The following is a 23,272-nucleotide window of genomic DNA, read 5'->3' as shown; positions in this document are numbered from 1 at the left end:
ACACTTTTTTCTTTTCCATAAAATCATTATAATCATAACAGAAAGGACGTGAAAGTGATGACATATGATGTTGTGGTCATCGGTGGAGGACCGTCAGGACTGATAGCAGCCATCGCCGCCGGAGAACAAGGTGGACGTGTCCTCCTTATTGATAAAGGGGACAAACTCGGACGAAAGTTAGCGATTTCAGGCGGTGGGCGTTGCAATGTGACGAACCGAAAACCGATCGATGAACTCATTCAACATATTCCAGGGAACGGTCGTTTCTTATATGGCGCATTTTCGTTGTTTAATAATGAAGATATTATTCATTTTTTTGAACGGCTCGGTGTTCCGTTAAAAGAAGAAGACCATGGTCGTATGTTCCCGGTGAGCGATAGTGCACAATCTGTCGTACAAGCCCTTCTTCACGAGTTAAAACGATTGCACGTCGACATTCGCGTTCATACCCCTGTAAAAGACATTGAATATAAAGATGGATCCGTATATGGGGTGACACTGCAAACAGGGGAAATGATTCGAGCAAAAGCAGTTGTCGTTGCCGTTGGTGGCAAATCTGTGCCACATACCGGTTCAACAGGTGACGGCTACGCATGGGCAGAAAAAGCGGGACATACAATTACCGAACTATTTCCAACAGAAGTGCCGATTATTTCACATGAACCATTTATTCAAAAGCGAACGTTACAAGGACTATCATTGCGCGATGTGGCATTGAGCGTATTAAATGAAAAAGGAAAACCAATCGTCACACATCGGATGGATATGATTTTTACGCATTTCGGTATTTCAGGACCAGCTGCCTTACGATGTAGCCAATTCGTTGTGAAACAGTTAAAAAAACAATCTTCTGTGACCATGGCGATTGATGCGTTGCCAGATGAAAAGGAAGAGACATTATTTCAACGTATTGTGCGCGCCGTGAAAGAACAACCGAAAAAAACAATAAAAACTATTGTTAAGGCGACGCTTCCCCTTCCAGAGCGATACGTATTGTTTTTACTCGAGCAAGCAACGATTGATCCACAAACTGTCGCAAGCACGTTAGGCCACGACAAAGTGAGGGCGTTTGTTGCCTTATTTAAAAAATTTTCTTTTTCCGTACATGGCACATTGCCGCTTGAAAAAGCGTTCGTCACAGGTGGGGGGGTATCTGTCAAAGAAGTACATCCGAAAGAAATGGCATCTAAGCTGATGAAAGGTTTATATTTTTGTGGAGAAATTTTAGATATTCACGGTTACACAGGCGGTTATAATATTACTGCAGCGCTCGTGACCGGTCGGCTTGCAGGTATGCATGCTGCCATTTATGCAAACCAATAAGATCGTCGATCAAGCGATCTTATTGGCTTCTTCCATTATACAAGTTCTCCATCCCAGCCAAGCATGCCATCAATGACGTTACAAACATCATACCCATGCGCCTCTAAATAACGACACACATGCTCACTACGAACACCAGAACGACAAATAATGATATACGTTTCATTTTTGTCTAGCTCGTTCATTCTTTCTGGAATATCCCCCATTTTTATATGTATCACTGATGGAATCATTCCGAAGGCGACTTCTTCATCTTCGCGTACATCAATGACGTGAACATGCTCACCTGCTTGTATCATTTGTTTTAGCTGTACTGCTGTCATTTCTTTCATCGATCTCTCCCTTTCTTTTAACGAAAGCCTCCCACCGCATATGTGAGAGGCTTGTTTATAATTAATTTGCAACAATGTTCACTAGCTTTCCTGGGACAGCGATCACTTTACGCACCGTTTTTCCTTCGATTTGTTCTTTAATTTTTTCGTCCTCCATTGCCAATTGCTCAAGTTGTTCTTTCGTTGCATCAGCAGGAACGTGTAGTTTCGCACGCACTTTTCCGTTTACTTGAATGACGATTTCAACTTCATCTTCAACTAATTTCGCTTCATCATATGCTGGCCAAGCTTCATATGCAATCGTATTGTTATGTCCAAGCTTCTCCCATAATTCCTCAGCAATATGAGGACAAACTGGAGACAATAGCTTCACGAATCCTTCCATATACACTTTTGGTAATACAGGCGCTTTATATGCTTCATTAATAAATACCATTAACTGTGAAATCGCTGTATTGAAACGAAGCGCTTCGTAATCTTCTGTTACTTTTTTCACTGTTTGATGATATACGCGCTCAAGCGTATCTGTTTCTGGGTTATCAACGATTTTTGGATTTAATTCACCGTTTTCTTCAACAAATAAGCGCCATACACGATCTAAAAAGCGACGTGCACCGTCAAGCCCCTTTGTCGACCATGCAATCGATGCTTCTAAAGGCCCCATAAACATTTCGTATAAACGTAATGTGTCCGCCCCATGACTTTCAACAATATCGTCTGGATTGACGACATTTCCTTTTGATTTGCTCATTTTTTCATTGTTTTCCCCAAGAATCATCCCTTGGTTGAATAGCTTTTGGAATGGCTCTTTTGTTGGCACAACGCCAATATCGTATAAAAACTTATGCCAAAAACGCGCGTATAGTAAGTGTAATACGGCATGTTCTGCCCCACCAATATAAATGTCAACAGGTAGCCATTTTTCTAGTTTTTCAGGGTCTGCTAGTTGTTTATCGTTATGTGGATCGATGTAACGTAAGTAGTACCAGCAACTTCCTGCCCACTGTGGCATTGTATTCGTTTCGCGGCGACCTTTTTTGCCTGTTTTCGGGTCAACAACGTTCACCCATTCTTCAATGTTTGCTAGTGGAGACTCTCCTGTGCCTGACGGTTTAATTTCATCTGTCTTCGGCAATACGAGCGGCAACTCTTCTTCTGGCACTGGTGTCATCGTTCCGTCTTCCCAATGGATAATCGGAATCGGTTCACCCCAATAACGTTGGCGGCTAAATAACCAATCGCGAAGGCGATACGAAACTTTTTTCTCTCCTTTTCCGTTGGCCTCTAGCCATTCGATCATTTTTTTCGTTGCTTCTTCTTTATTTAAACCGTTTAAGAAATCAGAGTTCACATGTTCCCCGTCGCCTGTGTATGCTTCTTTTGAAATGTCGCCACCAGCAACAACTTCTTTAATTGGCAAATTGAATTTTTTCGCAAATTCATAATCGCGCTCATCATGCGCCGGCACTGCCATAATCGCTCCTGTACCGTAACTCATTAGCACGTAATCGGCGATCCAAATCGGCAATTTTTCCCCATTGGCTGGGTTGATCGCATACGCTCCCGTAAATACACCTGTTTTTTCTTTCGCTAAATCGGTGCGCTCAAGATCGCTTTTGCTTTGAATTTGTTTTAAATAAGCTTCAACTGCTTCTTTTTGCTCAGGTGTTGTAATTTTTTCAACGAGCGGATGTTCAGGGGCAAGCACGGCATAAGTTGCACCAAATAACGTATCTGGACGCGTTGTAAACACCGTAAACGTTTCATCATGTCCATCAACTTGAAAATGAATATTTGCTCCTTCTGAACGACCGATCCAGTTGCGTTGCATTTCTTTTATGCTTTCAGGCCAGTCTAATTCTTCTAAATCTTCAAGCAAACGGTCCGCATATGCCGTAATGCGAAGCATCCATTGTTTCATCGGCTTACGAATGACTGGGTGACCGCCGCGCTCACTTTTTCCATCGATCACTTCTTCATTCGCTAATACCGTTCCTAACGCTGGGCACCAGTTGACTGGCACTTCATCCATGTACGCTAATCCTTTTTCATATAGCTTTAAGAAAATCCATTGTGTCCATTTGTAATAGTTTGGATCAGTTGTATTCACTTCGCGATCCCAGTCATATGAAAAACCGAGCGATTTAATTTGACGGCGGAAGTTGTTAATATTTTTTTCTGTAAATTCGGCTGGGTCATTTCCTGTATCCAGTGCGTATTGCTCCGCTGGCAATCCGAACGCATCCCACCCCATCGGGTGCAATACGTTATACCCTTGCATGCGCTTCATGCGCGCTAAAATGTCCGTCGCTGTATATCCTTCTGGATGACCGACATGCAATCCTGCGCCGGATGGATACGGGAACATGTCAAGCGCATAAAACTTTCGCTTTCCGTCATCTTCCGTCGTTTTGAACGTTTTATTTTCTTCCCAATACTTTTGCCATTTTTTCTCAATTTCACGATGATTAAAACTCACGTGACAAACCTCCTTTTAATCCATTTTTAACAAAAATGAAAAACAAAAAACCTCTCATCCCAAAAAGGGACGAGAGGATTCTCCCGCGGTACCACCCTTGTTAGCGCACGAATCGTGCACTCACTTTCATCATTAACGCAGATTCACGGCGCACGCTACTTCATTCGCACACGCAACTCCAAGGCGAGTTCGTAAACAAACTTCGGTTGACTCGCACCACCCGTCAACTCTCTGCATGCCATTTGTTTACTACTACTCCTTTTCACCGTCATTTCCATTATTTCATTATACACATTATTTTAAAAAATTTACACCCTCGTTGCAAGTGTATTTAAGTGTTGTTTCATAACTAAAAAATATAACAAATTTTCATATAAATGAAAAATTCGAAATTTCATTTACTTTTTATTACTTTTTTTTATAATTAAGATGTTTTATAATAAATTTTAGAAAGGAAGGATAAATAATGAAAAATTTACACCTATTCTTTTTATTTTTCATTCTTGTTTTTATATCCCCAATCTCTTCATTGGCTCAGAAACCCCAAGGAGATGACTCAGATTGTATCGTTTGTGGTGAAGCAACATATAAAGTTACAAAAATTAGTGGGCCTTCTCTTGTTACTGAAAAGTTTCAAACTTATTTAACCTCAGCATAGGCCTATTCTGACTGCTATGTATGGTCAGAAACTACTACAACTACGTTACAAATTACAGGTGGAGCAACCTTTGATATCACTGAAGCTATTAAAAACCAACTTAACTTAAGTTGGTCGAAAAGCAAATCTTATTCTGTAGCTATTCAAATTCCTGCAGATAAAAATAAATACTCAAAGCTTGGATTATTTGGTGATTTTAATAAATACTATGTAAAAGTAGTAAAAGATAAATTTGGTCAAGAAACAACCTCCCACCATGACGCATACGAGCCAACTTCAACTCATTATTTAAAGGTAGTTTACAAAAACTAAGTTAAAGGGTAGTAGTGCTTATGATTAAAAAATCTTTTCTCATTTTCTGTACACTTGTCAGTTTTCTTATTCTCGGATGCCAGTCGGAACAAATGAAAAAATTTATTGTTTTCGGGAAATGGGACGGTGTATATGTAGCAAAAAAAGATGATCCTTTCGTTCTTAACTTCATTTTACTTAGTGACAGTCCTCTAACAAACGTGACATCTATCGACTTTCCCGAAATCTCACACGCAATCGATGACATGCAATATGATCTTATCAAAGGTGATAAATATAAAGACTTTCAATTATTTAATGTCGCTGTAAATTTACGTTTAAAAGAAGTAAGTAGCGCGACACTATCTAAAATAACTCTCATATTTGATCAAAAATACAAAGAGACATTCCCGATCGGTCAGATCAAGTTAGCTGTGGACGAGAAAGGGATATTTACTCCACAAAATGAGTATGTGACAGCTTATCCAAATACGCAATTTTTTCAAGCAAAGCTGAAAAACATTTCAGAACATACGATTCAAATAAAGGATGTAACTGTAGAAAACACTTATTTACAGACAAAAGATGTAAAAATAAACGATAAATCGGAAAAACAGAGTGTAAGGCCAAACGAAACAATAAATATGTATTTTACTTTTGCTGAAAAGGCAGAACAAAACGCTCACTTTTATATTGTTACACCAAAAATTGAATATGAATTAGCAGGAAAAACATCAAGCACATATATCGATCCCGTTTTTTACGGTGTGACAAACCTTACCAAAGAAAAACTAGATGATATTTTGAAGCAAAACTAAACTATCCCCCACCCGGAGCATGTCCGAGTGGGGAAATTACGTTTCATTATGATATTCTGCCTTTGCTTCTTGCCCTTTTTTCGCATTCCTTTGTTTCACTTCTTTTATCGGATCACCAAAATCTTTCGCATGCAACGTTTTTTGTTCTGGATTGTTTTGTTTTGAACGTTTTTTCATCGTTTTCCTCCTAGTGACGAAGTAAAATCATATCGTTTTGTAATTGTTCAAGCTGCAGGCGCATGCGATGTAATTGTTCGCGCTGCTGGGCGTTACAACTTAACGAAAAATGCGCCAAATCGGTCACCGCATGTTCGAGCATTTGCTGGGCTTTTACATATTCTGTATCGTTATAATGTTCAAGCTTGCTTGCTTCTGTATATTGCTCTTTTGCATAGCGAAGCACATCTTCACAATGCTGCAAAAATTCATCCATCGACTGTCTTGTTGCCATACGCATCCCTTCCTTTCTTCTCTATCGCTTTATAGTTTGTACATTTTTTTGTCGTTTATCACAGCACCATTGAGTTTCACGCTTGAAACGTGCTACAATGCTAAAATGATGCGAGGTGATAAACATGAATCCTTTTCCATATACAAACGACAATAAACGGTACCATACATGGAATTATCATTTACGCCAAACGTTCGGCGAAAAAGTGTTTAAAGTGTCGCTTGATGCAGGATTTGACTGTCCAAATCGCGACGGCACGGTCGCGTATGGCGGTTGCACATTTTGTAGCGCTGCGGGTTCCGGTGATTTTGCTGGCAGACGAACAGACGATTTAGTGACACAATTTCATACGATTAAAGAAAAAATGCATACGAAATGGAAAGATGGCAAATACATCGCCTATTTTCAAGCGTTCACAAATACGCATGCACCCGTTGACGTCTTGCGTGAAAAATTCGAATCGGTGTTACATTTAGACGGTGTCGTCGGTTTATCAATCGCTACACGACCTGACTGTTTGCCAGATGATGTCGTTGAGTATTTAGCCGAATTGAATGAACGAACGTATTTATGGGTCGAGCTTGGCTTACAAACTGTTCATGAACAAACGGCTGCTTTAATTAACCGCGCACACGACTTTTCGTGCTATGTAGAAGGGGTACAAAAGCTACGCAAACACGGTATTCGTGTTTGTGCCCATATTATTAACGGATTGCCGCTTGAAACGTATGACATGATGATGGAAACAGCAAAGACGGTCGCGCATTTAGATGTACAGGGCATTAAAATCCATTTGCTTCATTTGTTAAAAGGAACGCCGATGGTGAAGCAATACGAAAAAGGAATGCTCCGCTTTTTAACGTTCGATGAGTATGTTCAACTCGTTTGCGATCAGTTAGAAGTATTGCCGCCAGAAATGATCGTTCATCGCATTACAGGTGACGGCCCAATCGATTTAATGATCGGTCCGATGTGGAGCGTCAACAAATGGGAAGTGTTAAACGCCATCGATGCTGAACTAGAGCGACGTAATAGCTATCAAGGAAAAAAATATGTGCGAAAGGAAGAAAAATAATGAAACTAATGCGCATTTTACCGTTTGCGCGCTCGCTTATCGACTTAGCGGTCAAAGAAGGGGATATCGTCGTCGATGCAACGGTTGGTAACGGTCATGATACGCTTTACTTAGCTGAACGTGTCGGATCGTCTGGACATGTGTTCGGGTTCGACATTCAAGCACAAGCGATTGAAAATACGACAAAACGATTGCGCGAACATCATATGGAAGCACGGGTCACGCTTGTGCAAGCAAGCCACGCAGAACTTGATGCGCATATCCCTCTCGAATATAAAGGACGCATAACCGGTGCGATGTTTAATCTCGGTTATTTGCCCGGGGGAGATAAACAAATTGTCACAAAGCCAAACTCAACAATTGCTGCGATTGAACAATTGCTTGAAATCATGGCTCCTGAAGGAATGATTGTCCTCGTCATTTACCACGGCCATCCCGAAGGAGCGATCGAACGTGATGCCCTTTTGCAATACGTCTCAACAATCGATCAACAACGCGCGCATGTCATTCGATACGAATTTATGAATCAAGTCAACTATCCACCGTTTATCGTCGCGATTGAGAAGAGATAAAAAAGTAGCGATCAGTTCTCCCTATCGCTACTTTTGTTTAGTTAGTGAAATATTTCTTCTAAATCAACAAACAAATCCGAAAAGTAAACAGATTGAACAATCCCTATGCTCACCTTAATATCTGCCTGCTCGTACAACCCGTCTTCATTTAATGCATAAACGGTAACTGCTTGTTTCATCGGATTAACGATCCAATATTCTTTTACACCATATTCCATATATAAATTAAATTTCGTTACTAAATCATGCGCTTGATTGGAAGGGCTCAATATTTCAACAATTAACGTTGGAACGCCAACATATTTTGTGTCTGTAAATCCTGATGGATCACAAATAATGCTTAAATCAGGAATGACAAGTTTTCGCTCAGAACATTTCTCACTCACTAATTCAATATCTGTTGGAGCCGCAAATACTTTACATGTCTTTCTTTTTAAATAATTCCCAAATATCGTATGAAGATTGCTCGATACAAGTTGATGCTGAATGCTAGGCGAAGGAGTCATATAAACAATACCATTAATGTATTCTAACCTTTCATCACTATTTTGGCGCATCATTAAATATTGTTCATACGTCACATGCGAAAAGCGAGGCAACGACATGATCATCCCTCTTTTCTTTTCTTTCATTATACAGCGATTTTCTCATACATACATCCATCTTTGCCATTTTCGATACATTCTGCCGTTCCAGTAAAAGAAGTGAGATGTCATGCCACCAGCGCGCAACAATTGTTTCGCTAGCTTACGAATCGTTTCTTGCTCATGCACTTTTTCATCTGATAAATATAATCCGAGCAAGCCACGATGAATAAAGCGGTGAAATTCACGATGCGGCAACTGTGCAATATGGCGTTCTGCTTCTTCAATGAAATGACGTAAACGAGCAAATAATGTCTCCTCATTCGGATAATAAAAGCAAAAATTTAAATCTCCACCTTGTCGGTCTTCTTCTTGATCAATGAAATAATCAAGCAAAATGTGCAGCCCTTGTACATATGGAAAATAGCTATTCCGTACCCGTTCAGCGAGGCGAATATCAAACGAGTCGTTATAAGCGTAAGCGACTAAACAAAAAATACCGAGCGTCGAACCAGAGCAAGCGGAAAATTCGTACCACTCCATTTTCGGCAACGATGCTTCATGCTTAGCAAACCATTGCTTCAAGCGCGGAATGCGCTCTTCTTTTTTTACATGTTTATGTACTTGTAAGTCACAATAATATGATGCAAGTTCATGTAAAAATGGAGCGATCACTTCATAATGTTGAACTCCTTGCAACATTTCTTGGCACGTATCGACAAGGGCATGCAAGTAGCCACCGTCATCTTGTTCGGTACGATAACGATAATATGCCTCTTTTTTTGCCCCGATAGTTAACGCATGGATCATCGAATCGTGCAACGCACGAAAGTCAGTCGGGTCAAGCGACGTGCTACGATCGCATAAATTATCTAGATAATCACTAATCGTTTGATAAGCAACGATAAAACGAATGCATCGCTCCATTTCTTTTCCTGCAAGCAACGATAAAATCGCGCCTCCCTCGCAATGAAACGTTTTTGTCGCGATGCTCGCTAACGCTTGTTTGCGCAATTCTTCATCCGGAATAGCTTCTGCTCTTTTTTTCCAAACAGCTAGTTCGCGGTGAACAAGCGGAAAAACGCGACGATACACAGCTCGCATGAGACTAAACGGATTTGTTGGAACGCTCAATAAGCTCACCTCTTTGCAGTTGCAACGTTAAAAACGTATGGGCATATAAAAATACTTGTTCACGTTCAAGTTCGTTAAAAATCTCGTGATATAGTTTTGGCCATTCTTTATACACTTTTTCGCTTACCGTCAGCTGATCAAACCATGTTTTCACTGCACTTTTATCGACAATTTTATCATCTCCTGCTTGCATGACAAGCATCGGAACGTCTGGCAAATCTGCAATTTTCTCATGAGCAATACGAATGGCTTTGACTAACTCGCGATACCAACGAACAGACACTTTCGTCACATATAATGAATCATTTTTGTCCATCTCGCGCACTTCTTCGTTTCGGGTAGCCATCTCTACCGTTAACCCTGATGGAAAACGCTTTTTCGGATGAATAATATTTAAAATGCGCGAGGCGATTTCAAGTGCTTTGGACGGATAATGAACGAGCCCTAAACATGGAGAAGATAAAATGACACCGCGCACAGGAAGACGCTTTTCTTGCAATGTACGAATAACAATGAGCCCACCCATGCTGTGACCGAGTAAAAAAATAGGCTGTTCATACACGCTTGCTTCATGAACCCAACTTGCGACTGCTTCAATATATTCGTCAAATGAATCGATATGTCCTCTTCGACTGCGTGATGTCGTTCCTTGCCCCGGTAAATCTCCTGCAACAACGTGAAAACCGTGCATGCGAAACATTTCAATCAACCATTTATAACGACCGTGATGCTCAGCTGCACCGTGAACGATCACGATCGTTCCTTTAGCGTTTTCTCCTTCCCATTTCCACATATACTACCCCCCTTTATATTTACGAATAGCCGAAAAATTTGTACACTAAATATAATAAATTGAAACGAAAGGAACGAGTCAAATGATCTATCCTTATAAAGAACATACACCAAACATTGCATCTTCTGCGTTCATCGCCGATTACGTTACCATCACAGGTGATGTAACGATTGGAGAGGAAACGAGCGTTTGGTTTAACACGGTCATTCGCGGAGATGTCGCGCCGACAATCATCGGTAACCGTGTAAACATTCAAGACAACTCTGTCCTTCATCAAAGTCCAAACAATCCACTCATCATTGAAGATGATGTCACCGTTGGTCATCAAGTCATTTTACATAGTGCGATCATTAGAAAAGGCGCTCTCGTCGGCATGGGTTCGATCGTTTTAGACGGTGCTGAAATTGGTGAAGGTGCGTTTATCGGTGCTGGCAGCCTCGTGCCTCAAGGAAAAAAAATCCCGCCACGCACACTTGCATTCGGACGTCCTGCAAAAGTGATTCGAGAATTAACCGAAGAAGATGAGCGTGAAATGGCACGCATTCGCCGCGAATATGTTGAAAAAGGACAATATTATAAGTCGCTTCAATTAAACAAACCACGCAATAAATAAGAGCGTGGTATTTTTACATTGTTTTATTATTGACTTAACATATATATTTTATCATAAATTCAGGGGGATTTGCTTATGTTACGAAAATGGTACGATTGGGAATGCAAGTTGTTTTACAGCATTAATCGTTATTTTGATCGGAAATGGCTAAACGCCTATTTTCGTTCGATTACACACATCGGAGGCGCAACATTTTCAATTACAGCGGTTATGCTAGCCATTTGGTTATTGCGTGATGAATGGCGCGCTACTGCCATCGCAAGTGCGATCGCTTTAGCACTTAGCCATATTCCTGTCGCAATAATGAAAAAAATGTATCCTCGCAAACGACCGTATATTTCACTGCATAACACGAAAGTAACAAAAAACCCATTAACTGACCATTCATTTCCATCAGGACATACGACGGCCACATTCTCTGTCGTTATTCCATTTTTATTATACGCTCCACCATTAATGATTTGGCTGTTGCCGATCGCATGTAGTGTCGCTGTTTCGCGCATTTATTTAGGGCTCCATTATCCGTCTGATGTGCTTGCTGGTTGTATGCTCGGTACGTTGTTTGGCGTCGCTTCATTTTCTGTCATTTTATAAGGGAGGAATGGGCATGAAAATTGCTTTATTCACTGACACATTCGCCCCTGAAGTAAACGGGGTAGCCCGTACATTAAAAAGATGGGTCGATTTTTTAGAAAACCACCAAGTTGAATACCGCGTTTTCGCTCCGGAAACGCGGTCAGAAGATGTTTCGACAAATTGTATTTATCACTTCAAAAGCTTTCGTTTTTTTCTTTATCCCGAATGTCGTTTGGCAATCCCAAACACGATGACTATAAGAGAGCAGCTAGAGCAATTTCGACCAACGCTCATCCACATTGCTACTCCATTTAATATTGGTTTGTGTGGTTTGCATTATGCCAAAAAAATGAATATCCCCTTCGTCGCTTCTTATCATACCCATTTTGATCAATACTTACACTACTACAACCTCGATTTTTTATCACCGTGGCTCTGGCGTTATATGCATTGGTTTCATCGTTCTGCCGAAAAAATTTTCGTTCCTTCTGAAGAAACGCTCAATCACTTGCAACAGCGTGGCTTTACAAACTTACACATTTGGTCGCGCGGCGTCGATTGCACAACATTTTATCCGAGAAAAGACAACCAGCCATTTCGACAAGCATATGACATTACTGAACCGTATATCGTTTTATATGTCGGACGGTTAGCGCGGGAAAAAAATGTCGATTTACTCATCCAACTCGCCAAACAAATGCCATCTTCTATTCGTTGGATGATCGTTGGAGACGGACCGCTAAAAGGGCAATTACAACAAGTAGCTCCAAGCAATGTGACGTTTACAGGTTTTTTAAGCGGAGAGGCACTCGCTGAAGCATATGCATTCGCAGATGTACTAGCATTTCCATCACCAACAGAAACGTTTGGCAATGTCGTATTAGAATCATTCGCATCAGGCACTCCGGTTGTTTGCGCAGATCGAGGTGGCGTGACAACAATTGTGAAAGAGCAACAAACAGGTTTATTGTGCCCTCCTCATGATTTAAACGCTTGGCGAGCAGCAATTGAATATATGTTAGAAAATAAAGAAAAACGAAAACAAATGGGGAAAGCCGCTCGGGAATACGCAAAAACGAAAGACTGGAACAGCATATTCACCGAACTTCTTTCCCACTATGAACAAGTGATGCACAAACGCCAGTCCCATTACGCATAAGAGCGGAGAAACGGAGATGGCTTTGCAAAATCGTACTTTTCTTCTACGTACACGGCATGCCAAACGATAAACATCAGTACCGTCCATAATTTTCGACTATAATCGGCTTTTCCTGTCGCATGATCATTAAGCAACTGCAAAAGCACATGCTTATGGAATAAATGATTCGTTTCACTTTGTTGGATCATCATTTTTGCCCAATCGTACAGTTCATCTTTTAACCAGTGACGAATCGGAACAGGGAAACCGAGTTTTTTACGATGCAATACGTGATCTGGAACAATACCTTCTGCCACTTTCCGCAATATATACTTTGTTGTACCGTTAGCTGTTTTCAAATGGGCAGGGATATGCTTGGCTACAGCGAACACTTCTTTGTCTAAAAACGGGACACGCAACTCAAGCGAATGAGCCATCGTCATTTTGTCAGCCTTTAACAAAATATCTCCACATAACCACGTATGCAAATCGACATATTGCATTTGTTCGACGGGATCGTATAACGCTGTTTCATCATATAAATGTTTCGTTACGTTCGTATATTTCCAATCGCTCTTGTATCCTTTTAATATAAGGGCTTTTTCTTTTTCCTCAAACATTTTTGCGTTGCCAATATATCTATCACGCAATGGTGTCGTACCGCGTTCGATAAAACTTTTTCCTTTCACTCCTTCTGGAAGAAGACGAGCGAGCATGCGTAATACGTGCTTTATCGGCTGAGGGAGATGATTAAACAGGCGTAAAGAATGTGGTTCACGGTAAATATTGTAACCTCCAAATAATTCATCTGCCCCTTCACCTGATAAAACGACCGTCACACGCTTTCTCGCTTCACGAGCGACAAAATAAAGCGGGACAGCGGCAGGATCAGCAAGCGGGTCATCCATATGCCACATAATACGTGGAAGTGCTTGTACGTATTCTTCTGGAGAAATAATATAGCTGTAATGTCGAACATGTAGCTGATCAGCTGTTTCTTTCGCCACATCTATTTCACTAAACCCTTCTCGAGCAAATCCAACCGAAAATGTCTCGAGCTGCGGATGAAATTGTTTAGCTATCGCAACAACAAGGGAAGAATCAATCCCACCGGATAAAAAAGAACCGACAGGCACATCGCTACGCATATGCACTTCAATCGATTTGAATAGTGCATCGCGAATATCACTAATCCACTTTTCTTCTGATTGATGGATCGGCGTAAATGTTGGGGTAAAATAACGAACAAACATCGGTTGCTCGCCAATTTTTTTCTTGATATAATGCCCAGGCTTCAGTCTAAAAATATTTGCTGTCATTGTAAGTGGCTCTGGCACATATTGAAACGTTAAATAATGATGGAGTGCTTCTCTGTTGATATCCCCATCAATTGCTAATAAGAGGCTTTTCTTTTCCGAAGCAACGAGAAGACGATCATCTTCAATCGTATAAAAAAATGGCTTAATACCAAACGGATCGCGTGCAGCAAATACTATTTTTTCTTCTTTGTCCCAAATGACGAAAGCAAACATACCGCGCAATTGTTGAACACAAGCCTCTTTTGTTTCAGCATATAAAGCTAAAATAACTTCTGTATCTGAATGTGTCGTAAATTTATATCCTTTTTGCTCAAGTTGCTCGCGCAATTCAATATAGTTGTAGATTTCTCCATTAAAAATAATCCAATATCGATCATTTTCATAGGAAAGCGGCTGGTGACCTGCCTCTAAATCAATAATGCTCAGACGACGAAAAGCAAAATGCACATGCTCATCGAAAAAATATCCCTCGTCATCTGGTCCACGATGAACAATCGCATCATTCATCTGACGAAACGTTTGTTTCCATTCACCGCATATTTGATTTGGTTGATCATATATAACCCCAACAAAGCCACACATGTTTTCACCCCGTTTCACTAACAAATAGAGAGAGCTACATTGTCGTAACTCTCTCCCTTTTTCTTACTTCGCTAACTGTAACGCTTGTTGTTTTAACGCTTCCGCTTTATCAGTACGCTCCCAAGGAAGATCAATATCTGTGCGACCAAAGTGACCGTAAGCAGCTGTTTGTTTGTAAATTGGACGGCGAAGATCAAGCATTTTAATGATGCCTGCTGGGCGAAGGTCAAAATTGTTGCGCACCACTTCAATTAATACATCTTCAGATACTTTACCTGTGCCGAACGTATCAATGGAAATTGATACTGGTTGCGCCACACCGATCGCATACGCTAACTGCACTTCACATTTATCTGCAAGACCTGCTGCAACGATGTTTTTCGCTACGTAACGAGCGGCATATGCTGCCGAACGGTCTACTTTCGTCGGGTCTTTTCCTGAGAACGCTCCACCACCGTGACGAGCATAACCACCGTACGTGTCAACGATAATTTTGCGTCCTGTTAACCCTGCGTCACCTTGTGGGCCACCGATGACGAAACGACCTGTTGGGTTAATGAAATATTTTGTGTTCTCATCGATCAACTCCGCTGGAACAACAGGTTGAATGACATGCTCTTTAATGTTGCGCACAATTTGATCTTGTGTAATTTCTGGATGATGTTGTGTTGAAACAACGATCGTATCAATGCGTACAGGTTTGCCGTTTTCATCATACTCAACTGTCACTTGCGTCTTTCCGTCTGGACGTAAATAAGGTAAGATATCTTCTTTACGCACTTCAGCTAAACGGCGCGCAAGTTTATGTGCGAGCGAAATTGGAAGCGGCATAAGCTCTTTCGTTTCGTTGCACGCGAAGCCAAACATTAATCCTTGGTCACCTGCACCGATCGCCTCGATTTCTTCATCTGTCATTTGCCCTTCACGAGCTTCTAACGCTTTGTCAACACCCATCGCAATATCTGGAGATTGTTCATCAATTGATGTTAATACAGCGCACGTATCTGCATCAAAGCCGTATTTTGCGCGCGTATAGCCAATTTCACGAATCGTTTCACGGACAATTTTCGGAATATCTACATATGTAGATGTTGTAATTTCCCCGCTCACTAAAACAAGCCCTGTTGTTACGCTCGTTTCACACGCAACACGCGCATTTGGATCATTCGCTAAAATCGCATCTAAAATCGCATCGGAAATTTGGTCACAAATTTTATCCGGATGCCCTTCCGTTACAGATTCAGACGTAAACAGACGACGTTTAGGCATTCAAACATTCCTCCTCAATAATAATGACAAATGATACGGTACTCATCCCTCTTATTATGGTCTATCGTGAAAAAAACCTTTCCTTCAGAGGAAAGGTTTTTGCATTTGTCTGCGCCTTTCACTCTTATCGTTCAAGGGCGTTCCCTTGCCACAGGTTAGCACCTTTTCACATACGTGACGGTTGCTGGGTTTCATCGGGCCTGTCTCCCTCCACCAACTCGGGATAAGAGTATCCGTTCATCTCAGCATCATATCACATATATCATCAGCGAGTCAACGTTTTTTCTACTGTAATGATTTTGAAAATAAATTCAAGAAAAATACACGAATTAGTATGGACTATTTATTAAAATGTGTTATACTTTTTACATAAAGATAAATCAAACAAAGGTAGGTTTTGTCCAATGAATTCCATTGAACTGACAAACAAATTATCGACACTCTTACAAAGGGATGGGGTTTTTCATAACTTATCTGTACCACGACTAGTAGAGAAGGTATTAACTCGGAAAGAAGGCATTCTTACTTTATCAGGAGCGATTTGTGCAACAACAGGAAAATATACAGGTCGCTCCCCGAAAGATAAATATATTGTCGAAGAGCCATCCGTGAAACATAAAATTGATTGGGGAACTGTCAATCAGCCAATTTCTGAAGAAGTATTTGATAAACTTTACAACAAAGTAATCGACTATTTAATGACAAAAGAAGAATTGTTTGTATTTAATGGCTTCGCAGGCGCCGATCCAGCTTATCGCTTGCCGATTCAAGTTGTCAACGAATTTGCTTGGCATAACTTATTCGCCCATCAGTTGTTCATTCGTCCAACAACGGAAGAATTACAAGCGCATGAGCCACAATTTACAGTCATTTCTGCTCCAACATTTAAAGCCGATCCAGCCGTTGACGGCACGCGTTCAGAAACGTTTATTATCATCTCGTTTGAACGTCGCACTGTGCTAATTGGTGGAACAGAATATGCAGGTGAAATGAAAAAATCAATTTTCTCCGTCATGAACTTCTTATTGCCAGAGCAAGGAATCTTCCCGATGCACTGCTCAGCAAACGTAGGTCAAGAAGGCGATGTCGCGCTCTTTTTTGGTTTATCAGGGACAGGGAAAACGACGCTTTCTGCTGATCCAAACCGTCGCTTAATTGGCGATGACGAGCACGGTTGGTCAAACAACGGTGTCTTTAATATTGAAGGCGGATGTTATGCCAAGTGCATTAACTTATCACGTGAAAAAGAGCCACAAATTTTTGACGCGATTCGCTTCGGCTCGGTATTAGAAAACGTCATGATTGACCCAGATACGCGCATACCAAACTATGACGATGCGACGTTAACTGAAAATACACGTGCAGCATACCCGCTTGAAGCGATGGATAACATCGTTCAGCCAAGCGTTGCTGGTCACCCGCATACAATCGTCTTTTTAACAGCGGACGCGTTCGGGGTATTGCCACCAATTAGCAAACTCACAAAAGAGCAAGCAATGTATCATTTCTTAAGCGGGTATACAAGCAAGTTAGCAGGTACAGAACGCGGGGTCACAGCTCCTGAAGCAACGTTCTCTACATGCTTCGGTTCACCGTTTTTACCACTTCCAGCAACACGGTATGCAGACATGCTCGGACAAAAAATCGATGCTCACGACGTTCAAGTCTTTTTAGTGAACACCGGTTGGACTGGTGGTGGATACGGCGTTGGTGAACGAATGAAACTGTCGTATACGCGCGCGATGGTGAAAGCAGCGTTAGAAGGAGAATTAAACAACGTCGAAACCGTTCAAGATCCTATTTTCGGATTACACATTCCACTTCACGTCCCAGGTGTCCCTGATGAAGTGCTACAACCAAAAAGTACATGGGCGGATCAAGAAGCTTACGAACAAAAAGCAAAGGAACTTGCAGCGAAGTTCCGCGAAAACTTCAAGAAATTCAAAAACGTTGATCCACGCATTGAACAGTTCGGTGGACCAATTGGATAAACGACAAAAGCTGCCTGCTTATTCGGCAGCTTTTTTTATTTTTAATGACTTCGTACAAACCATTTTTACTATGAAACATATAGTAGTGTATAGAAGTGAACAAAAGGAGGATACAAAATGAATGGACTATTTGCTCTCCCCCAATTAAAAGATATACGTCATCTTCTCCCTACTCGTTCTGGACAGTCGTATAAAAAAACAACACTGCAACAAAAAACACATATTATTATTCATCATAGTTTAACAAAAACAGGCTCGGCATTTGCGTTTGCTAATTATCATGTTAGTAAGGGGTGGCCAGGAATTGGATACCATTTTGTTATCGAACAAGACGGAACAATTCATTTTTGCAACGATTTAGAAACAATTAGTTACCATGTTGGCAACCATAACTCATACTGCATCGGCATTTGTTTAACAGGGGATTTTCGCACACAACAACCGACGAATGAACAAAAACAATCATTGAAAGCATTATACAAAACACTTGTCAGCATCTTGCCGAACTATAAAGACGTAAAAGGACATAACGAGCTGAAAGGATATGAATGGAAACAATGTCCGTGCTTTAACTACTTAGAAGTACTAAATGAAAAAGAGAACGTCACTGTTCAGATCAAAGAAGAAGTAAAACAATATACCGTTCAACAAGGAGATACGTTATGGGCAATTAGCCAAAAAACAGGAGTAAGTGTAAAAACGTTACTTCGTCTAAATCCACACATCAATCCACGAACATTACAGCCTGGCCAACAAATAATTATCGAAAAGCAAGTAAACAAGACAGAAGTCAAGCCTCCATCACAATCGGCCAATCAACCACTAAAACAACAAAATCCAATCGAACAATTGATAAGCAAACTTCCGAATAAAGTATTACGATACGGTGATCGTGGTGAAGACGTGCGCTTCTTACAACAAGCACTAAACGCAATCAACTTCAAATGCGGAGCAGAAGACGGGATATTCGGTCAAAAAACGTTAGATGCCGTGAAACGGGTCAACCTAATGTTTTCTGATGGAAATAAAAATGGCGTTTATGACGAAAAGACGAAAAATTATATAGTAAGTAAGCTAAAAGAAAAAATAAAATAGCTTTTAAGCATACATCTCCCCTATAATAAAGCATGAGGGGGGATTGGCTATGCATATGGCAGATGCGCTCATTTCACCTACGGTAGGAGTGGCGATGTGGGGGGCTACAGCAGGTATAGCAAGCTACTCATTAAAAAAATTGAACATCGAAGCCGATGAAAAAAAGCTACCACTTATGGGAGTGCTCGGAGCATTTGTATTTGCCGCGCAAATGATTAACTTTGCTATTCCAGGTACAGGATCCAGTGGACATTTAGGAGGCGGACTGTTGCTCGCCGCTTTGCTCGGTCCGTATGCAGCATTTTTAACGTTATCCGTCGTTTTATTTATACAAGCACTCTTTTTTGCAGACGGTGGCCTGTTAGCTTTCGGATGTAACGTGCTTAATCTCGGCTTTTACACATGTTTTATCGCCTATCCTGTATACAAGCGGCTCATTCGTCGAACGAACATATGGTTGGCCTCCATCATTGCTGCTGTCGTTGGATTACAACTCGGTGCATTTAGTGTCGTCGTTCAAACATTATTGTCTGGCAAAGTCGAGCTTCCATTTACAACTTTCACATTATTTATGCAACCTATTCATTTAGCGATTGGCATTGTAGAAGGGATAGCTACAGCCGCTATTATCTCCTTTGTTATGAAAACAAAACCAGAGCTTTCGACAACAATAGAGACGCCGATCAATCGCCTCGTCGGGACGCTCGGTTTGCTCGCTCTAATGATTGGTGGCATTTTTTCATCCATCGCCTCTTCTAAGCCAGATGGATTGGAATGGTCTGTTTTTCATGCGATCGGTACGGATGAACTGCGTGCAACAACGGCCGTTCATCATGCACTTGAACGTCTCCAACAATCGCTTGCTTTGCTTCCTGACTACAATCTGAAAGGCGGAGGCACGTCGATCGGATGGCTAGATATCGGGACAAGTATTTCTGGTATTATCGGTACATTCATTGTTGCTGTAGCAATCATGGCGCCATACATTATTATTAAAAAATGGAGAAAAGAAGCGTGATCTATCCACCTATGCTAAACATTGTGCAACGACGTAATATTCATCCGCTAAGCATACTAATTATAACGTTTACATATATCTTCGTCGTTGCCTCGTTTCATTCATATGCTTTTATTGAATTGATGCCGTTATCGCTTTACCCGATCGCTATGATCATTTTTTATCGCCTCCCCATTCGTCATATAAAACACGTACTCATCGCTTCATTGCCATTTGCTACAGCCATAGGAGTTTCGCAATTGCTTTTTATTGATGAACATATATTATTTTTTCATTGGTACATCGAAGCAAGATGGTTGGCTTTTTCTACATTTGTTTTAAAAAACACGCTTGCAATACTTGCAGCAACCGTTTTATTTTTAACTACACCGATTGAACAACTTGCAGGGGCGCTCCTTTCTTTGCGCATCCCACGCTTTCTCGTTATTCAATTACTTTTGACATATCGATACATTTTTTTATTTTTAGAGGAAGCAAAACGACTTCGTCAGGCGTACATGTTGCGGGCTCCACGCCATCGTGCTATCAAATTATCTGTTTGGGGATCGCTCGTCGGACACTTACTTTTACGAACTTTCGATCGTGCTGAGCGCGTGTATGAAGCAATGACGTTGCGAGGCTTTTCTATTCAACGTATGCATATAAAAATAAAACGATGGACAACGAGAGAGATGATATACACATATGTAACGATTACATTGTTCATCGTTTATCGTTTGGTGGTCATATGATGATAAATGTATCAAATGTTTTCTACATATACCCAGATGGTCATGAAGCCATTCGTGATGTTTCTTTTTCCGTTCAACAAGGAGAATGCATCGGCATCATTGGAGCAAACGGTGCAGGAAAATCGACGTTATTAAAACTGCTCGTCGGATTATATACGCCCCAAAGTGGATGCATTGTCATTGACAACATGCGCATGTCGAAACAAACGTTACGACATATTCGTCAGATTGTTGGCTTTACATTTCAACAAGCAGACGATCAATTGTTTATGCCGACTGTCTACGAGGATGTCGCATTTGCACTTCGCAATGACGGCATAAATGAAAATGAGGTGAAACAACGGGTAACAAAAGCTTTAACAATCGTTGGCGCTATGCATTTAAAAGACCGCCCACCCTATCGTTTGTCTGAAGGGGAAAAACGGCTCGTCACTATAGCAACTGTGCTCGCAACAGAACCGAAAATTTTGCTGATGGATGAACCAACAGCGGCTCTTGATCCGAAAGCGCGGCGAACGCTCATTCATCTCGTTCAATCGTTGCCACACACAAAAATTGTAACGACACATGACCTCGACTTTGTGCTTGAATGTTGTGAGCGAACGATTGTACTCGCAAACGGAACGATCGTATACGACGGACCGACAGAAAACGTATTAACGAACGAACCGTTTTTACACGAACATCACTTAGAGCTCCCTCTTATGCTCCAAGGGAGAAAATAAGGCGTGGCTCATTGCCCCACGTCTTATCTTTATTCTACAAACAAAAAAAGCGCCGGTATATGGCGCTTCAGCTTGTCGACAAAGTCGACAAGCTGGCTTATTTTTGTTTGACCATTTTTTCTAAAACATTTTCTTTCACTTTATGCGAAAGGTCATCTATATTTAATCCATTTCCGAGCGTTCCGTACACGTATCCTTCGCGCGGTTCGATGAGTTCTGTTTGTTCATGATAAAGGCGTGGCGTTTTCCATAGCGCAATTAATGCTTTTGTCATCGGCATTTCATGATAACGATCCGGCCATAGTTGTTTAATATATTGTTTAACTAGCGGGTAATATTTTGAACTCATTGCTGGGAATAAATGATGTTCTGTATGGTGTGAAAAGTTAAAATGCAACACATCGATCCATTTCGGCACAATAACTGTTAAGCTATTAGCTAGCGGATCGTTAACCGGAACGAGTGGATTTAAGCGATGGTTCGTTGAAATGTACCCCATAACGATCGCATTTCCAATAAGCAGTGGAAGAACGAACGCAAAGAGCCATTTTTCTACTCCGATTATCAACAATAGCCCAATCCATATCGACCAAGGTAAGACAAACTGCCAAAATACGGCGCGGCGACTGCCCCGTTCAAACTCCTTCCAAAAGTGAAGAAGCATATGAAGCGAATGAGCTGTAAACATCCCTGCTAAAGACAAAAATGAGAAAAACGCACGAATCGGAAACGGAATACGGTAAATCCAACGAAGAAAACGACTTTGGGCTAAACGTTTGATCGTCGGCCACGCATCTGGATCAAGCTCCTCATGTTGAGTATGCACATGATGCGTTGCGTTATGCCACTTTCTCCATAACTTTGGACCTGTGCATAGAGGCAAAAACGCGATGCCACCTAATAAATCACGAAGCCAAGCTCGCTTTACGACCGTTCCATGCAAAATTTCATGCCCTAAAAACCCTAAACCTGCAAAACAAAATCCAATAACAACCGAAAGCAATCCGTTCCATAACCAATGTAGATCAAATAAAGAAATCGTGACAATGCTACTAACTAAAACGAGCATGTAAGCAAGACCACCGAACAGACGAGATGGAACAGGACGGAACGCTTCCTCAGGTAAATACGGAGCAATGCGAGCCGCGTACCACCCAAATGAATGAAATTGTTTCATCAATAAAAAAACTCCCCTCATACGTAAACACTTCACTTCAAAAAGAAATGAATATTCAAACATCTCTTTCTAAAGCTTATTGTCATCGTATCATTTACATTCTTGTCCTGTCAATAGAATTTATTACTAGGTTATATGATTTATTTATATGATATGGTTACAAAACATGAAATGTAGTTGTGTAATCGTCATAAATGTGTTTCAATGAAGGTAAAAATATGGAGGGTGAGCCATATGGGTATGCCGTTAGAGATTCAAACGATGATCGTCACGAACGGAAAAGAAAAACGAATCGAACATAACCTATTTATTTTGCAAAAAGAAGGCTATCGTCTATATCCGCTTGATATCCCATTAGAAGTAAGGCGAACAAAACATGGCGAAGCAACAGGACAAGCTGTCGTCAAAAAACTCGTCCTTGAAAACGGAACAACGATTGTTACATATGAATTAATTGCTTTACATTCGATTAATTAAACCGTCGAGCGATGTGCTCGGCGGTTTTCTTTTTCGGGCATTCACACATTT

The 23,272-nt window shown here is 41.0% G+C and carries 23 protein-coding genes, 1 riboswitch and 1 other annotated feature; of the genes, 13 read left to right on the top strand and 10 right to left on the bottom strand.

Translation table 11 applies throughout. From position 1 onward, the window contains the following. Positions 1–57 precede the first annotated feature (57 nt). The gene (locus HNR43_RS05320) at positions 58–1,323 is read left to right on the top strand and encodes a BaiN/RdsA family NAD(P)/FAD-dependent oxidoreductase (protein WP_183241919.1); all 1,266 of its coding nucleotides are present in this window, start codon (positions 58–60) and stop codon (positions 1,321–1,323) included. Positions 1,324–1,358: 35 nt separating this feature from the next. On the opposite strand, the gene HNR43_RS05315 is transcribed toward HNR43_RS05320, so the two are convergent. After that, the gene (locus HNR43_RS05315) at positions 1,359–1,655 is read right to left on the bottom strand and encodes a rhodanese-like domain-containing protein (RefSeq protein WP_183241917.1); all 297 of its coding nucleotides are present in this window, start codon (positions 1,653–1,655) and stop codon (positions 1,359–1,361) included. 61 nt (positions 1,656–1,716) lie between these two features. Then, positions 1,717–4,134: a leucine--tRNA ligase gene (gene leuS, locus HNR43_RS05310; protein WP_183241915.1), complete on the bottom strand. Its 2,418-nt coding sequence runs from the start codon at positions 4,132–4,134 to the stop codon at positions 1,717–1,719. Between the two features lie 62 nt (positions 4,135–4,196). Further along, positions 4,197–4,409: a binding site (T-box leader), on the bottom strand. 715 nt (positions 4,410–5,124) lie between these two features. Here leuS and HNR43_RS05305 point away from each other — a divergent pair. Then, entirely contained in the window at positions 5,125–5,901 is a 777-nt protein-coding gene (locus HNR43_RS05305; protein WP_183241913.1) for a hypothetical protein, read from the top strand. 36 nt (positions 5,902–5,937) lie between these two features. Here the strand turns inward: HNR43_RS05305 and HNR43_RS05300 are convergent, their stop codons facing one another. Then, a complete protein-coding gene (locus HNR43_RS05300; protein WP_009361597.1) occupies positions 5,938–6,078 on the bottom strand; it encodes a hypothetical protein in 141 nt (46 codons plus the stop codon). 10 nt (positions 6,079–6,088) lie between these two features. Beyond that, positions 6,089–6,352 carry a YtzC family protein gene (locus HNR43_RS05295; RefSeq protein ID WP_003397789.1) on the bottom strand — a complete coding sequence of 88 codons (264 nt, stop codon included), beginning with the start codon at positions 6,350–6,352 and terminating at the stop codon, positions 6,089–6,091. Positions 6,353–6,476: 124 nt separating this feature from the next. On the opposite strand from HNR43_RS05295, the gene mnmL reads away from it, so the two are divergent. Together mnmL and mnmM are read left to right on the top strand one after the other, a co-directional pair. Continuing rightward, positions 6,477–7,427: a tRNA modification radical SAM protein MnmL/YtqA gene (gene mnmL / locus HNR43_RS05290; protein WP_183241911.1), complete on the top strand. Its 951-nt coding sequence runs from the start codon at positions 6,477–6,479 to the stop codon at positions 7,425–7,427. Further along, positions 7,427–7,999 (top strand): tRNA 5-(aminomethyl)-2-thiouridylate-methyltransferase MnmM, encoded by a 573-nt coding sequence (mnmM, locus tag HNR43_RS05285; protein WP_183241909.1) that lies wholly within the window; start codon positions 7,427–7,429, stop codon positions 7,997–7,999. The genes mnmL and mnmM overlap by 1 nt, the downstream gene beginning before the upstream one ends. A gap of 41 nt (positions 8,000–8,040) precedes the next feature. Here the strand turns inward: mnmM and HNR43_RS05280 are convergent, their stop codons facing one another. The 3 genes from HNR43_RS05280 to HNR43_RS05270 are packed head-to-tail and all read right to left on the bottom strand — an operon-like array spanning position 8,041 to position 10,510. Continuing rightward, complete coding sequence (locus HNR43_RS05280; RefSeq protein ID WP_183241907.1) at positions 8,041–8,604, bottom strand: Uma2 family endonuclease; 564 nt, start codon at positions 8,602–8,604, stop codon at positions 8,041–8,043. Between the two features lie 42 nt (positions 8,605–8,646). Then, positions 8,647–9,717 carry a tetraprenyl-beta-curcumene synthase family protein gene (locus HNR43_RS05275; RefSeq protein WP_183241905.1) on the bottom strand — a complete coding sequence of 357 codons (1,071 nt, stop codon included), beginning with the start codon at positions 9,715–9,717 and terminating at the stop codon, positions 8,647–8,649. Further along, positions 9,692–10,510 carry an alpha/beta hydrolase gene (locus HNR43_RS05270; RefSeq protein ID WP_183241903.1) on the bottom strand — a complete coding sequence of 273 codons (819 nt, stop codon included), beginning with the start codon at positions 10,508–10,510 and terminating at the stop codon, positions 9,692–9,694. The genes HNR43_RS05275 and HNR43_RS05270 overlap by 26 nt, the downstream gene beginning before the upstream one ends. Before the next feature lie 82 nt (positions 10,511–10,592). Between HNR43_RS05270 and HNR43_RS05265 the strand changes: the two genes are divergently transcribed. The 3 genes from HNR43_RS05265 (at position 10,593) to HNR43_RS05255 (ending at position 12,858) form a co-directional block, all read left to right on the top strand. Continuing rightward, complete coding sequence (locus tag HNR43_RS05265; RefSeq protein ID WP_183241901.1) at positions 10,593–11,123, top strand: gamma carbonic anhydrase; 531 nt, start codon at positions 10,593–10,595, stop codon at positions 11,121–11,123. Positions 11,124–11,198: 75 nt separating this feature from the next. After that, positions 11,199–11,717, top strand: coding sequence for a phosphatase PAP2 family protein (locus HNR43_RS05260; RefSeq protein ID WP_183241899.1), 519 nt, complete (start codon positions 11,199–11,201; stop codon positions 11,715–11,717). Between the two features lie 13 nt (positions 11,718–11,730). After that, entirely contained in the window at positions 11,731–12,858 is a 1,128-nt protein-coding gene (locus tag HNR43_RS05255) for a glycosyltransferase family 4 protein (RefSeq protein WP_183241898.1), read from the top strand. Here the strand turns inward: HNR43_RS05255 and asnB are convergent. After that, positions 12,849–14,738: an asparagine synthase (glutamine-hydrolyzing) gene (asnB, locus tag HNR43_RS05250; protein ID WP_183241896.1), complete on the bottom strand. Its 1,890-nt coding sequence runs from the start codon at positions 14,736–14,738 to the stop codon at positions 12,849–12,851. The two genes, HNR43_RS05255 and asnB, sit on opposite strands and share 10 nt — an antisense overlap. A gap of 63 nt (positions 14,739–14,801) precedes the next feature. Further along, entirely contained in the window at positions 14,802–16,007 is a 1,206-nt protein-coding gene (gene metK / locus HNR43_RS05245; RefSeq protein ID WP_004888955.1) for a methionine adenosyltransferase, read from the bottom strand. Positions 16,008–16,128: 121 nt separating this feature from the next. After that, a riboswitch (SAM riboswitch) is annotated at positions 16,129–16,237 on the bottom strand. A gap of 174 nt (positions 16,238–16,411) precedes the next feature. Here metK and pckA point away from each other — a divergent pair. The 5 genes from pckA to HNR43_RS05220 all read left to right on the top strand — a co-directional run bounded on the left by pckA (position 16,412) and on the right by HNR43_RS05220 (position 21,567). Continuing rightward, positions 16,412–17,998: a phosphoenolpyruvate carboxykinase (ATP) gene (gene pckA / locus HNR43_RS05240; protein ID WP_183241894.1), complete on the top strand. Its 1,587-nt coding sequence runs from the start codon at positions 16,412–16,414 to the stop codon at positions 17,996–17,998. 117 nt (positions 17,999–18,115) lie between these two features. Beyond that, complete coding sequence (locus HNR43_RS05235) at positions 18,116–19,093, top strand: N-acetylmuramoyl-L-alanine amidase (RefSeq protein WP_183241891.1); 978 nt, start codon at positions 18,116–18,118, stop codon at positions 19,091–19,093. A 49-nt stretch (positions 19,094–19,142) separates the two neighbouring features. Beyond that, complete coding sequence (locus HNR43_RS05230; protein WP_183241889.1) at positions 19,143–20,111, top strand: energy-coupling factor ABC transporter permease; 969 nt, start codon at positions 19,143–19,145, stop codon at positions 20,109–20,111. Next, the gene (locus HNR43_RS05225; RefSeq protein WP_343055726.1) at positions 20,108–20,842 is read left to right on the top strand and encodes an energy-coupling factor transporter transmembrane component T family protein; all 735 of its coding nucleotides are present in this window, start codon (positions 20,108–20,110) and stop codon (positions 20,840–20,842) included. The genes HNR43_RS05230 and HNR43_RS05225 overlap by 4 nt, the downstream gene beginning before the upstream one ends. After that, the gene (locus tag HNR43_RS05220; protein ID WP_246346251.1) at positions 20,842–21,567 is read left to right on the top strand and encodes an energy-coupling factor ABC transporter ATP-binding protein; all 726 of its coding nucleotides are present in this window, start codon (positions 20,842–20,844) and stop codon (positions 21,565–21,567) included. The genes HNR43_RS05225 and HNR43_RS05220 overlap by 1 nt, the downstream gene beginning before the upstream one ends. Before the next feature lie 97 nt (positions 21,568–21,664). Here the strand turns inward: HNR43_RS05220 and desB are convergent, their stop codons facing one another. Beyond that, positions 21,665–22,744 carry a Delta(10) desaturase DesB gene (gene desB, locus HNR43_RS05215; protein WP_183242129.1) on the bottom strand — a complete coding sequence of 360 codons (1,080 nt, stop codon included), beginning with the start codon at positions 22,742–22,744 and terminating at the stop codon, positions 21,665–21,667. A 234-nt stretch (positions 22,745–22,978) separates the two neighbouring features. Here desB and HNR43_RS05210 point away from each other — a divergent pair, with 234 nt between their 5' ends. Then, complete coding sequence (locus HNR43_RS05210) at positions 22,979–23,221, top strand: DUF2584 domain-containing protein (RefSeq protein ID WP_183241885.1); 243 nt, start codon at positions 22,979–22,981, stop codon at positions 23,219–23,221. The last annotated feature ends 51 nt before the right edge of the window (positions 23,222–23,272 follow it).

Source organism: Anoxybacillus mongoliensis (assembly GCF_014201515.1).
Lineage (GTDB): Bacteria > Bacillota > Bacilli > Bacillales > Anoxybacillaceae > Anoxybacillus > Anoxybacillus mongoliensis.
Note: the sequence above shows the minus strand (reverse complement) of the source record. Positions and strands in the feature narration are given on the sequence as shown.

Coding starts and splice junctions, on each gene's coding strand:
- HNR43_RS05220 (WP_246346251.1), top strand. CDS start 20,842: ATGATAAATGTATCAAATGTTTTCTACATATACCCAGATGGTCATGAA.
- HNR43_RS05300 (WP_009361597.1), bottom strand. CDS start 6,078: ATGAAAAAACGTTCAAAACAAAACAATCCAGAACAAAAAACGTTGCAT.
- mnmL (WP_183241911.1), top strand. CDS start 6,477: ATGAATCCTTTTCCATATACAAACGACAATAAACGGTACCATACATGG.
- HNR43_RS05305 (WP_183241913.1), top strand. CDS start 5,125: ATGATTAAAAAATCTTTTCTCATTTTCTGTACACTTGTCAGTTTTCTT.
- HNR43_RS05210 (WP_183241885.1), top strand. CDS start 22,979: ATGGGTATGCCGTTAGAGATTCAAACGATGATCGTCACGAACGGAAAA.
- HNR43_RS05230 (WP_183241889.1), top strand. CDS start 19,143: ATGCATATGGCAGATGCGCTCATTTCACCTACGGTAGGAGTGGCGATG.
- HNR43_RS05255 (WP_183241898.1), top strand. CDS start 11,731: ATGAAAATTGCTTTATTCACTGACACATTCGCCCCTGAAGTAAACGGG.
- desB (WP_183242129.1), bottom strand. CDS start 22,744: ATGAAACAATTTCATTCATTTGGGTGGTACGCGGCTCGCATTGCTCCG.
- HNR43_RS05280 (WP_183241907.1), bottom strand. CDS start 8,604: ATGTCGTTGCCTCGCTTTTCGCATGTGACGTATGAACAATATTTAATG.
- asnB (WP_183241896.1), bottom strand. CDS start 14,738: ATGTGTGGCTTTGTTGGGGTTATATATGATCAACCAAATCAAATATGC.
- HNR43_RS05315 (WP_183241917.1), bottom strand. CDS start 1,655: ATGAAAGAAATGACAGCAGTACAGCTAAAACAAATGATACAAGCAGGT.
- metK (WP_004888955.1), bottom strand. CDS start 16,007: ATGCCTAAACGTCGTCTGTTTACGTCTGAATCTGTAACGGAAGGGCAT.
- HNR43_RS05260 (WP_183241899.1), top strand. CDS start 11,199: ATGTTACGAAAATGGTACGATTGGGAATGCAAGTTGTTTTACAGCATT.
- HNR43_RS05235 (WP_183241891.1), top strand. CDS start 18,116: ATGAATGGACTATTTGCTCTCCCCCAATTAAAAGATATACGTCATCTT.
- HNR43_RS05295 (WP_003397789.1), bottom strand. CDS start 6,352: ATGGCAACAAGACAGTCGATGGATGAATTTTTGCAGCATTGTGAAGAT.
- HNR43_RS05265 (WP_183241901.1), top strand. CDS start 10,593: ATGATCTATCCTTATAAAGAACATACACCAAACATTGCATCTTCTGCG.
- HNR43_RS05270 (WP_183241903.1), bottom strand. CDS start 10,510: ATGTGGAAATGGGAAGGAGAAAACGCTAAAGGAACGATCGTGATCGTT.
- pckA (WP_183241894.1), top strand. CDS start 16,412: ATGAATTCCATTGAACTGACAAACAAATTATCGACACTCTTACAAAGG.
- HNR43_RS05320 (WP_183241919.1), top strand. CDS start 58: ATGACATATGATGTTGTGGTCATCGGTGGAGGACCGTCAGGACTGATA.
- mnmM (WP_183241909.1), top strand. CDS start 7,427: ATGAAACTAATGCGCATTTTACCGTTTGCGCGCTCGCTTATCGACTTA.